Below are 15,869 nucleotides of genomic sequence, written 5' to 3'. Positions count from 1 at the left end.
GAGCCTCAAGAACTCCCATCATTGCAGGTCACAAGGCACTTCCTCGTTTTCCTAGCCGCTATCCACAAGGCGCTGACCGGTGGATCAAGGCTTAGTGAGGGGATGGGTGCGGACGCTGCGGACGCTGCACCCTCCGGAACGACGAAGAGGCCACCCCCGGCGCCGCGATGAGGTGGTCTCTTCGCTCCTCGAATGGCGCCGCCGGGTAGAGGGGGTCCGCCCTGCACAAGAAAGAGGAGCGCGGCCCGAACGTGGTGCTCTTCTTGCCCGCTGCCAGGGTCGCCGGGTAGACGGGGGTCCTTACTTCGGTAGAGGGGGCGGGTAGTGCGTTGTGGCGGAGGGCGGCGGCGATGTTCCTGACACCGCCAAGCCGGAGGGCTCCTATGGCGAGGTTGCGCCAGGTCGCCATGGCCCGGGGAGCGTTCCCGGTCCGCAGTTGTGAGGCGTCCTCGGCGAAGGTGGTGTCGCGGACGTGGTGCAGGGCCTCGATCTTCCAGTGGTCCCGGATCAGCTTCGCGGGCGCTGCGGCGATGTCCGTTCTACGGGTGACTCCACTCGAGGATCACCAGTAGCGGACGGGGAGGGTTGCTGTGGTTGCGGTACTCCTGCTGCTGTACTCCAACGTGGGTGCTGCTAGAACCGGGAGGCGCGATAGCTCACGGTTCGGGATGCTTGGATTGGAGAGCCCATGGATCTGCGAGAGTCCCTCGGCAAGGCTGTGGTCGCCCTAAAAGCTCCGCTGGGAAGTGCTGATCGCGAGCAGGGCTGGACAGACGAACTGCGTCGGGAGATCCAGGAAGAGATCTCGGTCAGCCGCTCGATGCTGAGGCGCCCCGGTCCGTGGGCGGTCAGTTACCTCCATCCCCGCCTCGACGAGTGGATGGCACGCGAGGGCGTGCAGCCGGGTCGCCTCCGTGATGTGATCATGGAGGTGCAGACTCTCATCATTGAGGCACGCGATGCGGCCCGCTCACGGTGACAATCTTGAAAACCGTCGTGGCAGCGATGTCGTCGTGAGTTCAAATCCCGCACCCACCGCCAGGTGAACGGCCCCCGACCAGTGGTTCCCGTGGGGCCAACAGACTCATTCGAAGCCACGTGGCAAATCCGCGTGAACCGGACAGCACGCGACTACGCCGAAGCCTTGCTATCTCAGGGGGCGCAAGGGCCGTTGGAGTCCCGAGCGCCGCCGCGCGAGCGCAGCGAGCTGCCAAGGGTCGTGCGGCCGTGGCCGCTCGTTCTATCCCGCGTGAGCGCGCTCGGCCGACGAAGACTCCGGAAGTAGCGAACGTGGCACATCGGTTGTCTTGATGATCTGGTCTACGCCAATAAATCGGCTGGCTACCAGAATCCCGGCGTCGTGCACAGCGGAGCCAGCGTGGCTCGCTGACGCGTCTTCAAGAAGCCACGGCGTGAGGTCTCGTTCGAATGCGTCAACCGCAGTCTTGAGTACGCAGCTTTCCGTGGCGATGCCGCAGATATATAGGTCAGTCCACCCGTGTTGCTCAACGAGTTCTGCGCCTTCATCCGAGAAAAGACTGTAAATCGTCTTGTCCAGGACAGCCGTTGCCCGCCGCGCCAAAGGGAGCAGATCAGAGACGATATCTGTCTGTGGCGAATCCTGTAGTGCAGTCCAGTGAATCATGCGCTCAAATGGACTTCCGGGGTAGTTCAGATAGCGGGTGAAAACCACATCACCCCCGTTCTCCTGCCACCGAGAAACGAGGTCTGCGATCACGGGGATTACAGGCTTTGACGGTTCGCGAATGAAGCCATTTTGTGCGTCAACCACGATGAGCACGGCCTTGTTGTTGTCCACCTTTTACTGCCCTTCGCATTCACGTAGCGTTTCTACAGCTTGTGACAGGTGTCGCGCAAGGCCGCTGGTTTCCACAATAGCCTCCCGCATGGCCCGATGTTGAGATGTCTCCCTCGGGCGCTCGGTCGTGATTCGCGATCTGATTCCTCTGAGGAACCTCCATCCGAATTCCGGAGGAATTTCGGGGTCGAGCCCCTTTTCCACCTGACCCCTGATGTGATCGCAGTATGCCCAAATGGCCTGAACGGCCAGTTCGCAGGCCACTAGATCCTGCTCAGACAGTCCGCGCTCTGGCGCAACTGGGTGATATACGACACCAGACCAGGATGCATACCCGTGGGAAATGCCCTTGATTCCAAAATTCACCAGCTCCGGGTGATCGAATCCCTCGCGCAAGAGTGCCTGTTCGATCAGGGTTGCATGCCCAAACGAATCCCTTGTGTCACTGCGGACGTCATCGCGTTCGAGTAAGACACGAGGCATGCATATTAGGCGTAGTGCCGTCTCCAGTTGGATGCCTGACCATACAGAACGGTCCAACCAATAGAAGCTGAGTACATATGAAGCGCTCACGTCCTCAATGCCGGTTAGTTTGCGCAATTCCTCTTGCGCCCAAGCCATGTTTTCCTCGTAGGAGGACCGGCGCCAAACGGCTAACTCGGCAACTTGCTCGATAGGACGATCCTCAACGACGTGATACATGACGACACCGAACGGCCAGCTATAGAGGGTGCATTGTGCGCCTGGGAGAGCGACTTCCGTCCGGTGACAGTCAGTCCATTGAGCATCAGCGCCGCACATCTCTTGCGAATCGACCAGCTTGGCCGCAACAGCAGGGCCCACGAATACCGGAATGAATTTATGACTCCGCAGGTCACAGGCTGACGCTTCCCCAATCGGAGATCTTGCGTAAAGGTCACCGAAGAGTTCGTGAGCAGACTTCCCGTACGCCTCACAGAGCAGGCGGGTATAAAAATCATCCGGCCGAGCGACCCGCCCTGTCTCAATTCGATACAGGGCCTTTTCAAGTGCGGCTAACCCGGGGGAACTCCATCCCTTGCTCGCACAGAGGGAATCCAAAGCCTTAGCCAGTCTTGGCCTACCCCATCCCCGTTCACCCCTGAGGCCAATCAACACCTGATTCGGAACGAACCGCTGCTCCTTGTCGGCTGTCCCCCTGTCCATACTTCGTGTCCCCCTGTCCATGGACGCGCTGCCTGTCCAACACTGTCAGTCCCTGTCGTCTGCCGGTCCTCCCCCGTCGGAGGCACGCTCGATGCATGCCAAATCGACGGTACGTCAGGAGTCCGCCCGTTCAAGGGCTTCGAGCCGGGCCCGGATCTCTGCCACTTCCACTCGCAGCTTGTTCACTTCGGTGCAGTCACACGCGTCTGGGTCGGCCGGCGGAGAGTCCGCCGCCTCAGGGAGTGCCGTAACGAAGGTGCCCTTGCCCGCCACGGTTTCGAGGAACCCTGCGCGCTGGAGCTCTTGCACTGCTCCTTGCACCGTCATCTCGGCTACGTCGAACTCAGACGTCAGTTCACGCAGCGACGGGAACTTCGCGCCCACCTCGTACTGCCCTGTGGCCAGTCGCTTTCTGAGTTCATCCAGGATTTGCGCCTTGAGCGGCCTTGCCCCAGTTCGATTGATCGGCATAGCCACAGGCTACGCCAGGCACCCCAATGCGCACTAGGGGACCGCAGGGGGTTGACGAGCAAGGCGCCCTAGTGCACCGTAGTGCACAGCAAGGCACCCAACGGGCCGACGGTGTTCCCGCACCAAACGACCCGTTGGGGCCAACAAACGCAGGAGCGGCCTTGCGGCCAAGCAGTCAGCCGCTCCCTGACCCTCGAAGGGGTACATCCATGATGCCTGCAACCCTCCTGTCCGGTCTTCCGGCTCTGCCCGGCCGACGCGTGAACGTCTTCGGTGAGCCGGACGAAGAGGAGTTCGTTCGGGTCGCGGTTCCGGTCGTGGCGCACCTGTCGTTCGCCGACATGCTCGGACTGCTGATGGAGTCGGGCGGTCTCGTGTACGAGGAGCTGGACGACGACCAGGCCGTTCGGGACGCTCTGAACTTCGCGATCCTGGCCACCGACGTGGTCATGTTCGAGGACCAGGCGGCCAAGGCCCTGGCGGCCCTGGACGGCCGTGGGGACCGGGCCACCGTGAAGTGGGCCCGCGCTCTGGCCGCCGCGATCACCCGCGTGTACGGGGTCGCGGCGTGACGCACATGACGGACGCGCTGTACGCGCAGGTCGCTCCGAGCGCGGCGCCGGTCTTCTCCCTTGCGGAGATGGACCGGCGCCCCGCCGGGGAGGACTTCCCCACCATCCCCGTCATGGGGCTGGAACTGACGGTCACGGAAGCCGCCGCCGCGCTGTTCGAGACGGCCGCCGACGAACTCGCCGTGCCGGTCCCCGACACCGACACTCTCTACGACGCGCTCAACGGCGCCGTGCGCACGCTCGGTCCGGCGGGGATCGCGGGCATCACGCCCACGTTCGAGGACCTGCCCGCAGACGAGTTCCCCGAGGTGGCGCACTGCCGCCGGTTCGCCTATCGGCTCGCTCTGTCGTTCTGGTACGAGGGGGCCCGCTCCCGCCCGATGACGGCCGGGGAAGTGGGCGTGGCCATCTACCTGTCGAGCCTGGACCGGTACCGCATGGCGGAGTTCCGGGAGCTCCCGCGCCGCAAGCTGATGCTGGCTCGTGCCATCCACGAGGGTGTGACGGCCGTGCCGACCGAGACCCTGGTCCGTCTCGGGGCGTTCATGTCCGGCGAGTTCGGCCGGACCGCCGACCGCGACCGGGACCGTGAGTGGCTGTACAAGCAAGCGCTGCCGGACTACTACCGCCGCCGGTTCGCGTTCGACCTGGTGCGCTGGGACCGCAGCCAGCCCGCGCCCCTGATCGTGCGTCCGGACGCCGGGGGCTACCTGGTCGGGCTCACCCCGCCGGCCGCGCCGGACGGCACGTGGCTGCGGCCGGTTCGGGCGGAGTGGTAGCCGTGCGGAACGGACACCCCCTCAACTCTGCGAAGCGGCGGTTGCGCAGGGAACAGCTCGCGCGCCGCCACGGGCAGCACTGCGCCTACTGCTGCCGCCCGTTCATCGACCTGAGTGAGGCCACCCTCGATCACATCGTGCCTCACTCGTTGTGGCGGTCGTGGTCGGTCACGTCGCTGATGCTGGCGTGCGGCGACTGCAACCAGGCCAAGGCCGACCTGTTCCCGCTCTCGCTCGCGCTGGTCCTGCTGCGGTGGGCCGACCCGACTCAGCCGACCGCCGACCCGGCCGTCTGGCCCCTGCTGGCCCGACTCGCCCACGCCAACCGGTCGACCTTCGAGGCCGTGTGGAGGCCCGACCCGATCGACCGTCGATCGACCCCTGACCTGCGTGACGAACCGCGTCACGCCCGGCGTCACGGCCCGGAGCGGGTGGCCCGACCGGTCTGCCGTGCGGTCGCCCGCCGCGCGTCGATCCGACCCGACTGCCTGCGCGCGCCCCGACCCGTTCGGACGTGCACAGGCCCGACTGGAGAGGCGGTGTTCGCGTGAACGCCGTGAACGGCAGCGTGAACGGATCGACCCGACCCGTGAGCCCGATGAACGGTCCCGTGAACGAGACACGCGGCGGCGTGAACACCCAAGGCAAGGCCGTGAACACGCGACGCCGGGCGACCGCGGGGGCGGGGGACGACGGGAAGCCCCCGCCGGCCGCCGCGCGGATCGTGGTCATGGCGCGCGAGGAGTACCGGTTCGTCATGTCCACCGACGGCCGCCCCTACGCGGTCGCCCTCAACGGCCCGAACATCGCCCTGCCCCTGCGGGGCAAGGCTGGTCTACGGCAGCGTCTCGCTCGCAAGTTCGCGGACGCCTACCCCGGTGAGGTCGCCTCACAGTCCGCGCTCGCGGACGCGATGACGGTCCTGGAAGGCGTCGCCGAGGACGACGACCCGGTGGCCGTGAACCTGCGGGTGGGCCGCGATGCGTCCGGCGCGATCGTGGTCGATCTCGGCAGCGCCGATGGCCGCGCGGTGGTCGTCTCCGGGATCGGCTGGCAGGTGGTCGACCGGGCCCCGGTGCTCTTCCGCCGCTCCGGAGCGATGGCCCCGATGCCCCAACCGGTCCTGGACGGCGACGGGCTGGCCAAGCTGCACGCGCTCCTGAACATGGATGAGTCCGCGTTCCATCAGCTCGTGGCGTGGCTGGTCGCCGCGTGGATTCCGGATATCCCGCACCCGGCATTGGTGTGCAAGGGCGAGCAGGGCACGGGCAAGTCCAAGGCCGCGCAGATGTTCATCAACCTGATCGACCCGTCCCCGGCCGCCAAGCGCAGTCAGCCACGGGACGAAAAGGCGTGGTCTAGGCAGGCGTTCAGCTCATGGGCTCTGTGTCTGGACAACATCTCAACGATCCCGCCGTGGCTGTCGGACACCCTGTGTAAGGCCGTGACCGGTGACGGTGTGGTCGACCGGGCCCTGTACACCGATGACGACGTGGTGGTGCTCACCTTCAAGCGGGTGCTCGCCATGACCACGATCGACGCCGGGGCACTCGCGGGGGACCTGGCCGAACGCGTCCTCATGCTCGACTTGCAGCTGATCGACGCCACCCGGCGCCGCTCCGAAGAGGAGTTGGACGCCACGTTCGACGTGGTCCGCCCGGCCGTCCTCGGGGCCCTGTTTGACGTGCTGGCGTGCGCGCTCGCAGTCCTGCCGTCCATCCGGCTGGAGTCCATGCCGCGCATGGCCGACTTCGCCCGCGTGCTGGCGGCCGTCGACCAGACTCAGGGCTGGAACACCCTGGGCGACTACCTCGCCACTTCCGCGAACGTCGCCACGGACGCGATGGAAGGCGACCCGTTCGCCATGGCTATCGCGCAGTTGGTCGACAAGGCCGGGACGTGGCAGGGCACGGCCGGCGAGTTGCTCGAAGCCCTGCCCGTCCCGCTGGTGAGGCCGAAGAACTGGCCCGTGGACGCCACCCGCGCGGGCGGACGCGTCAAGCGGCTCGCTCCGCTGCTGCGGTCCATCGGGATCACGGTGGACGACACGCAGCGTAGCCGCGACCGGATGCGGAACAAGCTCCTCACCCTCTCCCGCGCACCCGACGAGGGAGAGTCAGCGTCCGCACCCGACCAGGCCTCTCTCTGGCCGGAGACCGGCCCGCCACGGGAGCGCGATACCTGGCCTGAACAGGGATGACGTAGCCGGAAAGCCATCCGGGCCGGGCCGCACACCAGCGGCCCGGACACGTCGAACCTGCGGACGCTACAGCCGTCCAGCGTCCGCAGCGTCCGCACTAGCGTCCGCAACCCTCACCCCAACTGACCTGCGGCAACCCGGTGTTGCGGACGCTAGGACGCTGCGGACGCTGAAATACACCAACTCTCTAGGACGACGACCGGCACCACTCCCACGCACCGCCCCCACGGACACGAGGAGTCACCACCCCATGGCCACCGAAGAGCCGACCAACCCGCGCACCCTCTTGCGCGGCGGCCTCCCGGACCGCTACCTCACCCCCGAAGACCTGGTCACCATGTTCAGCCTCCCGAGCGTCGAGACGGTCTACCAGTGGCGCCGCAAGCGCATCGGCCCGCCCGGCTTCCGCGTCGGCCGCTACCTCCGCTTCAACCCGGCCGCCGTACAGGCCTGGGAGGCGGAACGGACCGCCCTCGAAGACGCGGCGTGAACGGCTGCTAGACCTAGCACCCGCCCCTGCTAGGTCTAGCAACCCCGCTAGCGGCCGGTCCTGGCCCTGACCTGCGATCTAGCGTCTAGCGGCCCGTCCCCCGGCGCCCCCGAAACGGGCCCGGAAGGGCGGGGGAGGCAGCACCTCCCCCGCTGGGGAGGCGGGGAGAACTCCCCAACCGCCTCCCCGCCCTCCATCCCCCGCACTGATCAGCGCAAAGACCCGTTCGGGGAGGCGGGGAGGCACCGCCGCAACCACCCCGAACACCCCCTCACAGAGCCCCGCGGGGCCCCTGCCGCCGCCTCCCCGCCGGGCCCGGCAGACACGGCGCGAGACAGGGAAGCACGGCCCGCCGGCCAAGGGACGGAGGGAGAACTCCCTGACTGCCTCCCTTGCCCGCCTCCCTCTACCTGATCAGCGCAGATGGCCTCTCAGGGAGGCAGGGAGGCACACCCCCAGCACCCCCGAAAACCCCCTCAGGAAAGCACCCCAGACCCCCTGCCTCAGCCTCCCTGAGCCCCGCCGGGGCCTGCTACCGGTACCACCCCCATCCGCTACCGGTAGCAACCCCGCTAGCACCCCAAACCCCAAGTGATCAGGCCTCTAGCAAGTAGCAGGCCTGGCCCAGCACACCCCGAAACAGGCCCAACGGGACCCACACGGCCCCGCCCCGCCCTGCTACCGAAGGGAGTCAGCCCACATGGCTGGCCACATCCAAGACCGCTGGTACAAGACCGAGACGACCACCGACGGCAGGACCGAGCGCAGCAAGACCGACCGCCACGGGACCGGCATGCGCTACCGGGCCCGGTACGTCGGCCCCGACGGCACTGAGAAGTCCAAGAGCTTCCCCGACCGGCAGAAGCGTCTCGCCGAACAGTGGCTCGCCCACATCGAGGCGGACATGTCTCGCGGTCAGTACGTCGACCCCAAGGCGGGCCGCACCACGTTTCAGCAGTACGCGGAACGTTGGGTGGCCGCGCAGACCACGGACGTGGCGACGCGTTCGGCCGTGGAAATGCGGCTCAGGCTTCACGCCTTCCCGTACATCGGCTCACGGCCCCTCGGGGCGTTCCAGCCCGAGCACATCCGCGAGTGGAGCCGCGTCCTGGAGGATGCCCTGCCGGCCGGCTCGTACCGGCGCGTGATCTTCGGCAACGTGTCGGCGGTTTTCACGGCCGCCGTGGATGACCGACTCATCACCCGAAACCCGTGCCGGGCCAGTTCGGTCAAGGCGCCCAAGCCGTCCCCCGGCCGGGTCCGCCCGTGGACTCCCGAGCGGGTGTTCGCCGTGCAGGCCGCACTCCCCGAGCATTTCCGCGCCATGGTCGACGCTGGGGGCGGCTGCGGGCTCCGACAGGGGGAGATCTTCGGCCTACCGGTCGATGAGGTGGGGTTCCTCACAGGCTGGCTGCATGTGGGCATTCAGGTGAAGCTCGTGAACGGTCACCAGGTCTTCGCCCCGCCGAAGGGCGGCAAGGTCCGTGACGTGCCTCTCCCCGAGCGGGTTGGGCACGCGCTTGCAGCCCACATGAAGGCGTGTCCGCCCGTGAACGTCACCCTCCCGTGGCTCAAGCCGGACGGGCCGAAGGTGACCAAGCGGCTCATCTTCACGAGCCACGACGGCGGGGCGTGCCGTCGGAACGACTTCAACACCCACGTATGGAAGCCCGCCCTCGTAGCCGCTGGTGTCCTGCCTGAGCCCAAGCCGGGCGAGCGCGCCCAGTCTTCGCGAGAGGACGGCATGCACGCGCTGAGGCACTTCTACGCCTCGGTGCTGCTGGACGCCGGGGAGAACATCAAGGCGCTGAGCCAGTACCTGGGGCACGGCGATCCGGGGTTCACCCTCCGGACGTACACGCACCTCATGCCAAGCAGCGAGAGCCGCACCCGGAACGCTGTCGACGGCATGTACGAGGCGGCCGGCAAGGCAGAAGACGGCCCAGAGACGGCCCAGGCCGCATGAGCAACGCCCCCACCAGCGGGAAAACCGCTGGTGGGGGCGCCTCTAGCTCGTGATCAGGCTCAGTTCTTCTGGATCTGGTCGAACGAAAGCTCCACCGGCGTCTCACGCCCGAAGATCTCCACCAGACCCTTGACCTTCTTGGAGTCGGGGTTGATCTCGTTGATGGTGGCCTGGAGCGTGGCGAACGGGCCGTCGGTCACGGTGACCGAGTCGCCGACCTCGAAGTCCAGCACCTGGACCTCGACCTTGCGCTGCGGCACCGGCTTGCCCTCGGCCTCCGCGGCCTCCCGAGCGGCCTTCTCCTCGGCCTCGGGAGCGAGCATCTTGACGATCTCGTCCAGCGTCAGCGGGTACGGGTCGTAGGCGTTGCCGACGAAGCCGGTGACACCCGGGGTGTTGCGGACGACACCCCAGGACTCGTTGGTCAGGTCCATGCGGACGAGCACATAACCGGGCAGCTTGTTCTGCTTGATGGTCTTGCGGTCGCCGTTCTTGATCTGGACGACCTCTTCCTGCGGCACCTCGGCCTGGAAGATGTAGTCCTCGACGTTCAGCGAGACGGCGCGCTGCTCCAGGTTGGTCTTCACGCGGTTCTCGTAGCCGGCGTAGGTGTGGATGACGTACCACTCACCCGGCAGCAGGCGCAGCTCCTCGCGGAGCGCCTGGACGGGGTCGACCGGCTCGGCGGGCTCTTCCTCGGCAGCCTCTTCGGCCTCTTCGACCGCTGCGACGTCAGTCTCGTCGGCCTCCGCGGTGTCAACCTCGTCGGCCTCCGCGGTGTCAACCTCGTCGGCCTCTTCCGCGACAGCGTCCTCGTCCTCGACGTGGATCGCGGCCTTCTCGGCCGGCTCCCCAAGCTCGGCCTCGGCAGCCTCGAACTCGTCCTGCTCGTCTGCGCCCTCGACGATGTCGAGCTCGTCGTCGACCGTCTCGGCCGCCTGCCCGCGGGGCTCGGTGGCGTCGTCGTTCAGGTTCGGGTCAGACACGATGGCTGCTTCTTCCTGGATACATAGGGGTGGAACATGCGAAAACGGGCGCCGGTACCACGGCGCCCTTCGCTCTGTGCTCAGCCGAAGACGTACTTGGCAGCGTGGTTGAGTCCATAGTCAATCACGGTCACCAGAGCGATCATGATGGCGACGAAGAAGATCACCACGGTGGTGTACGACGTCAGCTGGTTACGAGTCGGCCAGACGACCTTGCGGAGCTCCGCGATGATCTGGCGGTAGAAGGTGGCGAGGCGCTTCAGCGGGCCCTTCTTGGCACGCTTACCGCCCTTGCGGGCCTTCCTGGACTCCGACACCTCGTCCTGAGCATCAGGCGTATCGATGGAGCCCACGGCGTCCGTCATTCATCCTCACCTGATCCCGGGTCGTGGCCGTGCCGCGCCCGGTTCCTGAGCCGCACGGCGGTGCAATACTTGTACGTACATGCGCACACATCCTGGCGGTGTGTGTAGCAGGGCCGGAGGGACTTGAACCCCCAACCGCCGGTTTTGGAGACCGGTGCTCTACCAATTGAGCTACGACCCTTTGCTGTGTCCCCCAACGTACCGCATCCGGCCGAGTGCTCGGAGTGCACCGGCTCAGCCGCGCCCGCTGAAGGCCAACGAGGTGAGAGTGTACGTGGTCCGCGGCGCCGCGTCGAACAGAAAGTGGCAGTCCGGGAGGACCGTACGGAAGATCGTCCTGGCCGGGGGCCGGATCAGCACGCTTGTTCACGGTCCGGTCCGTGGTTGTTCAGTCTGTGAAACCGGCGTGCCACGCAGGTTTCCGGTCTGAAACGATGGACCCCATGAGCGCTGCAACCCCTCCCACCGAGCGCCGGGTCTCCGCCCGAGTCGGCGCGATCTCCGAGTCCGCCACCCTCGCCGTGGACGCCAAGGCCAAGGCCCTGAAGGCCGCCGGGCGCCCGGTGATCGGCTTCGGCGCCGGTGAGCCCGACTTCCCGACCCCGGACTACATCGTCGACGCCGCGATCGAGGCCTGCAAGAACCCCAAGTACCACCGCTACACGCCGGCCGGGGGTCTGCCCGAGCTGAAGGCCGCGATCGCCGCCAAGACGCTGCGCGACTCCGGCTACGAGGTGGACGCGAGCCAGGTCCTCGTCACCAACGGCGGCAAGCAGGCGATCTACGAGGCCTTCGCCGCGATCCTCGACCCGGGTGACGAGGTCATCGTCCCCGCCCCGTACTGGACGACGTATCCGGAGTCGATCCGTCTCGCCGGCGGTGTCCCGGTGCCGGTCGTCGCGGACGAGACGACCGGCTACCGCGTCTCCGTGGAGCAGCTGGAGGCGGCGCGCACGGAGAAGACGAAGGTCGTGGTCTTCGTCTCCCCGTCCAACCCGACCGGCGCCGTCTACAGCGAGGCCGAGACCGAGGCGGTCGGCCGCTGGGCCGTCGAGCACGGCCTGTGGGTGCTGACCGACGAGATCTACGAGCACCTCGTCTACGGCGACGCGAGGTTCACCTCGCTGCCGGCGATCCTCCCCGAGCTGCGCGACAGGTGCATCGTCGTCAACGGTGTCGCCAAGACGTATGCGATGACGGGCTGGCGGGTCGGCTGGGTCATCGGTCCCAAGGACGTCGTCAAGGCGGCCACGAACCTCCAGTCGCACGCCACCTCGAACGTCTCCAACGTGGCGCAGGTCGCCGCCCTGGCCGCCGTCTCCGGTGACCTGGAGGCCGTGGCGAAGATGCGCGAGGCCTTCGACCGCCGTCGCAAGACCGTCGTGCGGATGCTCAACGAGATCGACGGCGTGGTCTGCCCGGAGCCCGAGGGCGCCTTCTACGCGTACCCGTCGGTCAAGGCGCTGCTCGGCAAGGAGATCCGCGGCAAGCGGCCGGCCTCCTCGGTGGAGCTGGCCGAGCTGATCCTGGAGGAGGCCGAGGTCGCGGTCGTACCCGGCGAGGCCTTCGGCACGCCCGGCTACCTGCGGCTGTCGTACGCGCTCGGTGACGAGGACCTCGCCGAGGGCGTGAGCCGGATGCAGAAGCTGCTGGCGGAGGCCAAGGACTGATCATCCCCGTCCTCTTCTCGTGCACTCCACGCGCGCGTGCGGGCCGCCTCCCTCCGGGGAGGCGGCCCGTTTCCGTCGGCACGTTCACATGTGCGAGCAAGGCCACTAACGGGGAATCGGCTACCGGTACGGCGGCTGCGTGCGGCAGGATCCTGGAATGGAGCACGTACGTGATGTCTCTGAGCTGCCGAAGGCTCATCTGCATCTGCACTTCACCGGTTCGATGCGGCCGGGAACCGTCCTGGAACTGGCCGACAAACACGGTGTACGCCTCCCCGAGGCGCTGACCGATGCCCTGACCAGCGGCGAACCACCGAAACTACGGGCCACCGACGAACGCGGCTGGTTCCGCTTCCAACGCCTGTACGACGCTGCGCGCTCCTGTCTGAGAGAGCCCGAGGACATCCGGCGACTGGTGCGGGAGGCCGCCGAGGAGGACGTCAGGGACGGCTCGGGCTGGCTGGAGATCCAGGTGGACCCGACGTCGTACGCGCCCAGGCTCGGCGGGCTGATCCCGGCCCTTGAGATCATCCTGGACGCGGTGGAGACGACGTCCCGGGAGACGGGCCTCGGTATGCGCGTCCTGGTGGCCGCGAACCGTATGAAGCACCCTCTGGACGCGCGCACGCTCGCGCGGCTGGCGGTGCGGTACGCGGACCGGGGCGTGGTCGGCTTCGGGCTCTCGAACGACGAGCGGCGCGGCATGGCGCGGGACTTCGACCGGGCGTTCCACATCGCCCGCGAGGGCGGCCTGCTGGCGGCCCCGCACGGCGGCGAGCTGACGGGACCCGCCTCGGTGCGGGACTGCCTGGACGACCTGCACGCCTCCCGGATCGGGCACGGCGTGCGGGCGGCGGAGGACCCGAGGCTGCTCAAGCGCCTGGCGGACCGGGGCATCACCTGCGAGGTGTGCCCGGCGTCCAATGTGGCCCTGGGCGTCTACGAGAAGCCCGAGGACGTCCCGCTGCGCACTCTCTTCGAGGCGGGCGTCCCGATGGCGCTGGGCGCCGACGACCCGCTCCTGTTCGGCTCCCGCCTGGCCGCCCAGTACGACATCGCGCGCGTGCACCACGGTTTCTCGGACGCCGAGCTGGCGGAGCTGGCCCGGCAGTCGGTACGGGGTTCGGCGGCGCCGGAGGACGTGAAGGCGCAGTTGCTGGCGGGCGTCGACGACTGGCTCACCACGCCGGTGTCGTGATCGGGGTCTTCGTCAAGGTCTTCGGAAGTGGCTGTACGGCGGGTACGCCTTGAAGGAGACCAGTACCTCGACGGGGTGCCCGCCGCCGGGTGGCTGCCGCAGCCCCCACAGCCCGGACACCAGCGCCGCCTGCCCGTCGGCCACACCCTTCTGCCGCGGCCCCCAGCCGGCCGTGTAGGCCAGGGACATGGCGGCCTCGGCGAAGACGTCGCGGCCGCCGAAAAGGAAGAAGGTGTTCGCGTGGACGGTGTGCCGTAGCTCGTCCCGGCGGTCGGGGTACCGCTGCCGCGCGCGCCAGGTGGCGGCGTCCCGCGCGGTGCGCGCCTCGTCGGTGCGGACGGTGAGCGGGACGCCGCCCTGCCGAAGGCGCCGGCGCAGCTCGGGCCACTGCGATGCGCGCATGCCGAGCGAGCCGTGGGCCAGGACGAGATCGACGAGCGGCCCCTGCCCCTCGTCGGGCGGCACCCCGTCTCGCAGCGGCACATGGACGATCGTGTGCGGTGAGTGGGCGGCGAACGAGAACAGCCCGGCGAGCCGGTTGAGCCCGTCGTGGTCGCCCATGAGCGTTCCGACGGGCGCGGGCCGGCGCAGGGAGGTGTGGCGCAGGGGCTGCCGGGGCTGGACGACCCGGTACTCGTGCGGACCGGTGCGGGGCCGGAACTCGCGGAGTCTCAGCCGCATACGGAGTGCCTCATGGCATCAGGGTCGCGGGCGGCCGGGTTCCTCGGCAACGGAGATTCCGTCGAGCAGGGTGCGGACGAGCCGGGCGGCGAACGCGTCCACGGGCGGCCGCTGTCCGGTCGGGGTCGCCTCGAAGGCGAAGACGCGCTGGACACAGGCGCCGAGCAGCAGGGAGGCGGCGGCGAAGGTGTCGGCGTCGGGACGGATCCGGCCGGCGGCCTGTTCGGCGCGCAGGTAGGCGTCGAGGGAATGGATCGGCACATGCGGGCCGGCACCGATCGTCCGCAACTGGTCGTCCAGCCGGCGTTTGAGCTGCTTCTCGGCGTAGAGGGAGGCGGCGATCGGGAAGCTCTCCTCATAGAAGAGGGCGGCCTGGAGTGCGATCCGGGTGAGGTTGTCCTCCAGGGAGCGCCTGCCGGGTTCGTGGGCGATCTCGCCGAGCAGCGGGATCAGCCGGGGCAGCCGCTCCGACAGGACGTGCACGAACAGCTCTTCCTTGCTGGGGAAGTACTTGTAGAGCGCCGCCTCGGAGCAGCCGGCCGCCCTGGCGATCTCCTTGGTGGTGGCGCGGGCGAGCCCGGCGGTGCGCATCAGCTCGTGAGCGGCGTCGAGGATGCGGACGCGGGCCGGTTTCTGCTGCATGACGCCCAAGGATCACATGCCCTTTCCTGCGGGTGCGAACGGATGTCCCGAAGAGCCTTGACGGGTAGGTGAGTGCTTACCCACTCTAGATACAAGCGGAGGTGAGTGAATACTCACCCACCTCTGACACATCAGCATGCACGACCACACGGGAGCAGTTATGAACCTCACCGTCTTCGGCGCGACCGGCGGGATCGGCCGGGAGATCGTCAGCCAGGCGCTGGCGTCCGGTCACCGGGTCACCGCGGTCGTCCGCGACCCCGCCAGGCTGAACGTGACCGGCCCCGGCCTTGAGGTGGTCCGCGCGGACCTCACCGACCCCGAGGCGGTCCGTCCCGCGGTCGCCGGCCGGGACGCGGTCCTCTCCGGTCTGGGCCCGCGCGGCCGGGGAGACGCCGGGGTCGCCGCCCGCCTGACCCGTACGGTCCTGGCCGCGATGCAGGCCGAGGGGGTACGGCGCGTCGTGGTGGTCAGCGCGGCCCCGGTGGGCCCGGAACCGGACGACGGCCTCCTGGACCGCACGGCGCGCGACCTGATCGGCAGGGTCCTCAAGCCGGTCTACGACGACCTGCGCGAGATGGAGGCCGAGCTGTCGCGCAGCGGCACCGACTGGACGTCGGTCCGCCCGCCCCGCCTTCAGGACAAGCCCCTCACCGGCACCTACCGCACGGTGATCGGTGGCTTTCCCACAAAGGGACGCTTCATCGCACGGGCGGACGTGGCCCACGCGATGCTGTCGATGATCGAGGACGCGGGAACGGTGAAGCAGGGGGTAGGAGTGGCCTACTGAAGCGGCGGCAAGGGCCGGAGGCAGGCTGTGCCATATACGGCCGCCGCACCTCTCG

At 68.0% G+C, this 15,869-nt stretch carries 16 protein-coding genes and 1 tRNA gene; 10 read left to right on the top strand and 7 right to left on the bottom strand.

Translation table 11 applies throughout. From position 1 onward, the window contains the following. Nucleotides 1–688: 688 nt before the first annotated feature. Nucleotides 689–979: a hypothetical protein gene (locus tag ABTY98_RS31360; RefSeq protein ID WP_352224426.1), complete on the top strand. Its 291-nt coding sequence runs from the start codon at nt 689–691 to the stop codon at nt 977–979. Between the two features lie 261 nt (nt 980–1,240). Here ABTY98_RS31360 and ABTY98_RS31355 read toward each other — a convergent pair whose 3' ends face one another. Together ABTY98_RS31355 and ABTY98_RS31350 are read right to left on the bottom strand one after the other, a co-directional pair. Further along, a complete protein-coding gene (locus ABTY98_RS31355) occupies nt 1,241–1,819 on the bottom strand; it encodes a cysteine hydrolase family protein (protein ID WP_352224425.1) in 579 nt (192 codons plus the stop codon). Between the two features lie 1,299 nt (nt 1,820–3,118). Continuing rightward, a complete protein-coding gene (locus ABTY98_RS31350) occupies nt 3,119–3,475 on the bottom strand; it encodes a GntR family transcriptional regulator (protein ID WP_352224424.1) in 357 nt (118 codons plus the stop codon). 209 nt (nt 3,476–3,684) lie between these two features. Here ABTY98_RS31350 and ABTY98_RS31345 point away from each other — a divergent pair, with 209 nt between their 5' ends. The 6 genes from ABTY98_RS31345 (at nt 3,685) to ABTY98_RS31320 (ending at nt 9,482) form a co-directional block, all read left to right on the top strand. Further along, complete coding sequence (locus ABTY98_RS31345; protein WP_352224423.1) at nt 3,685–4,047, top strand: hypothetical protein; 363 nt, start codon at nt 3,685–3,687, stop codon at nt 4,045–4,047. Between the two features lie 5 nt (nt 4,048–4,052). Further along, entirely contained in the window at nt 4,053–4,826 is a 774-nt protein-coding gene (locus ABTY98_RS31340) for a hypothetical protein (protein WP_352224432.1), read from the top strand. A 2-nt stretch (nt 4,827–4,828) separates the two neighbouring features. Further along, entirely contained in the window at nt 4,829–5,377 is a 549-nt protein-coding gene (locus tag ABTY98_RS31335) for an HNH endonuclease (RefSeq protein WP_352224422.1), read from the top strand. 59 nt (nt 5,378–5,436) lie between these two features. Further along, nucleotides 5,437–7,026 (top strand): AICE element replication initiation protein, encoded by a 1,590-nt coding sequence (locus ABTY98_RS31330; protein ID WP_352224420.1) that lies wholly within the window; start codon nt 5,437–5,439, stop codon nt 7,024–7,026. A 250-nt stretch (nt 7,027–7,276) separates the two neighbouring features. Then, a complete protein-coding gene (locus ABTY98_RS31325) occupies nt 7,277–7,516 on the top strand; it encodes a helix-turn-helix transcriptional regulator (RefSeq protein ID WP_352224419.1) in 240 nt (79 codons plus the stop codon). Nucleotides 7,517–8,216: 700 nt separating this feature from the next. After that, entirely contained in the window at nt 8,217–9,482 is a 1,266-nt protein-coding gene (locus ABTY98_RS31320; RefSeq protein ID WP_352224418.1) for a tyrosine-type recombinase/integrase, read from the top strand. A gap of 59 nt (nt 9,483–9,541) precedes the next feature. Here ABTY98_RS31320 and nusG read toward each other — a convergent pair whose 3' ends face one another. The 3 genes from nusG to ABTY98_RS31305 all read right to left on the bottom strand — a co-directional run bounded on the left by nusG (nt 9,542) and on the right by ABTY98_RS31305 (nt 11,014). Beyond that, nucleotides 9,542–10,468: a transcription termination/antitermination protein NusG gene (gene nusG, locus ABTY98_RS31315; protein WP_352224417.1), complete on the bottom strand. Its 927-nt coding sequence runs from the start codon at nt 10,466–10,468 to the stop codon at nt 9,542–9,544. A gap of 80 nt (nt 10,469–10,548) precedes the next feature. Further along, a complete protein-coding gene (gene secE, locus ABTY98_RS31310) occupies nt 10,549–10,833 on the bottom strand; it encodes a preprotein translocase subunit SecE (protein WP_352224416.1) in 285 nt (94 codons plus the stop codon). A 108-nt stretch (nt 10,834–10,941) separates the two neighbouring features. Further along, a tRNA-Trp gene (locus ABTY98_RS31305) sits at nt 10,942–11,014 on the bottom strand. A gap of 262 nt (nt 11,015–11,276) precedes the next feature. Here ABTY98_RS31305 and ABTY98_RS31300 point away from each other — a divergent pair. Both ABTY98_RS31300 and ABTY98_RS31295 read left to right on the top strand, forming a co-directional pair. Then, nucleotides 11,277–12,503, top strand: coding sequence for a pyridoxal phosphate-dependent aminotransferase (locus ABTY98_RS31300; RefSeq protein WP_352224415.1), 1,227 nt, complete (start codon nt 11,277–11,279; stop codon nt 12,501–12,503). 157 nt (nt 12,504–12,660) lie between these two features. Beyond that, entirely contained in the window at nt 12,661–13,701 is a 1,041-nt protein-coding gene (locus ABTY98_RS31295; protein WP_352224414.1) for an adenosine deaminase, read from the top strand. Nucleotides 13,702–13,713: 12 nt separating this feature from the next. Here the strand turns inward: ABTY98_RS31295 and ABTY98_RS31290 are convergent, their stop codons facing one another. Both ABTY98_RS31290 and ABTY98_RS31285 read right to left on the bottom strand, forming a co-directional pair. After that, nucleotides 13,714–14,382 (bottom strand): hypothetical protein, encoded by a 669-nt coding sequence (locus tag ABTY98_RS31290; RefSeq protein ID WP_352224413.1) that lies wholly within the window; start codon nt 14,380–14,382, stop codon nt 13,714–13,716. Nucleotides 14,383–14,400: 18 nt separating this feature from the next. Next, nucleotides 14,401–15,024 carry a TetR/AcrR family transcriptional regulator gene (locus ABTY98_RS31285; protein ID WP_352224412.1) on the bottom strand — a complete coding sequence of 208 codons (624 nt, stop codon included), beginning with the start codon at nt 15,022–15,024 and terminating at the stop codon, nt 14,401–14,403. A gap of 160 nt (nt 15,025–15,184) precedes the next feature. Between ABTY98_RS31285 and ABTY98_RS31280 the strand changes: the two genes are divergently transcribed. Continuing rightward, nucleotides 15,185–15,814, top strand: coding sequence for an NAD(P)-dependent oxidoreductase (locus ABTY98_RS31280; RefSeq protein ID WP_352224411.1), 630 nt, complete (start codon nt 15,185–15,187; stop codon nt 15,812–15,814). The last annotated feature ends 55 nt before the right edge of the window (nt 15,815–15,869 follow it).

Source organism: Streptomyces sp. NPDC096040 (assembly GCF_040303265.1).
In the GTDB taxonomy this organism is placed as follows: Bacteria; Actinomycetota; Actinomycetes; order Streptomycetales; family Streptomycetaceae; genus Streptomyces.
The sequence above is the reverse complement of the archived record's forward strand: the minus strand, read 5'-3'. Positions and strand labels throughout refer to the sequence as shown.

Bases quoted from the DNA above. Each gene is read 5' to 3' on its own strand.
- ABTY98_RS31345 (WP_352224423.1), top strand. From the start codon at position 3,685: ATGATGCCTGCAACCCTCCTGTCCGGTCTTCCGGCTCTGCCCGGCCGA.
- ABTY98_RS31320 (WP_352224418.1), top strand. From the start codon at position 8,217: ATGGCTGGCCACATCCAAGACCGCTGGTACAAGACCGAGACGACCACC.
- ABTY98_RS31350 (WP_352224424.1), bottom strand. From the start codon at position 3,475: ATGCCGATCAATCGAACTGGGGCAAGGCCGCTCAAGGCGCAAATCCTG.
- ABTY98_RS31360 (WP_352224426.1), top strand. From the start codon at position 689: ATGGATCTGCGAGAGTCCCTCGGCAAGGCTGTGGTCGCCCTAAAAGCT.
- ABTY98_RS31280 (WP_352224411.1), top strand. From the start codon at position 15,185: ATGAACCTCACCGTCTTCGGCGCGACCGGCGGGATCGGCCGGGAGATC.
- ABTY98_RS31325 (WP_352224419.1), top strand. From the start codon at position 7,277: ATGGCCACCGAAGAGCCGACCAACCCGCGCACCCTCTTGCGCGGCGGC.
- secE (WP_352224416.1), bottom strand. From the start codon at position 10,833: ATGACGGACGCCGTGGGCTCCATCGATACGCCTGATGCTCAGGACGAG.
- ABTY98_RS31290 (WP_352224413.1), bottom strand. From the start codon at position 14,382: ATGCGGCTGAGACTCCGCGAGTTCCGGCCCCGCACCGGTCCGCACGAG.
- ABTY98_RS31340 (WP_352224432.1), top strand. From the start codon at position 4,053: ATGACGGACGCGCTGTACGCGCAGGTCGCTCCGAGCGCGGCGCCGGTC.
- ABTY98_RS31295 (WP_352224414.1), top strand. From the start codon at position 12,661: ATGGAGCACGTACGTGATGTCTCTGAGCTGCCGAAGGCTCATCTGCAT.
- ABTY98_RS31300 (WP_352224415.1), top strand. From the start codon at position 11,277: ATGAGCGCTGCAACCCCTCCCACCGAGCGCCGGGTCTCCGCCCGAGTC.
- ABTY98_RS31285 (WP_352224412.1), bottom strand. From the start codon at position 15,024: ATGCAGCAGAAACCGGCCCGCGTCCGCATCCTCGACGCCGCTCACGAG.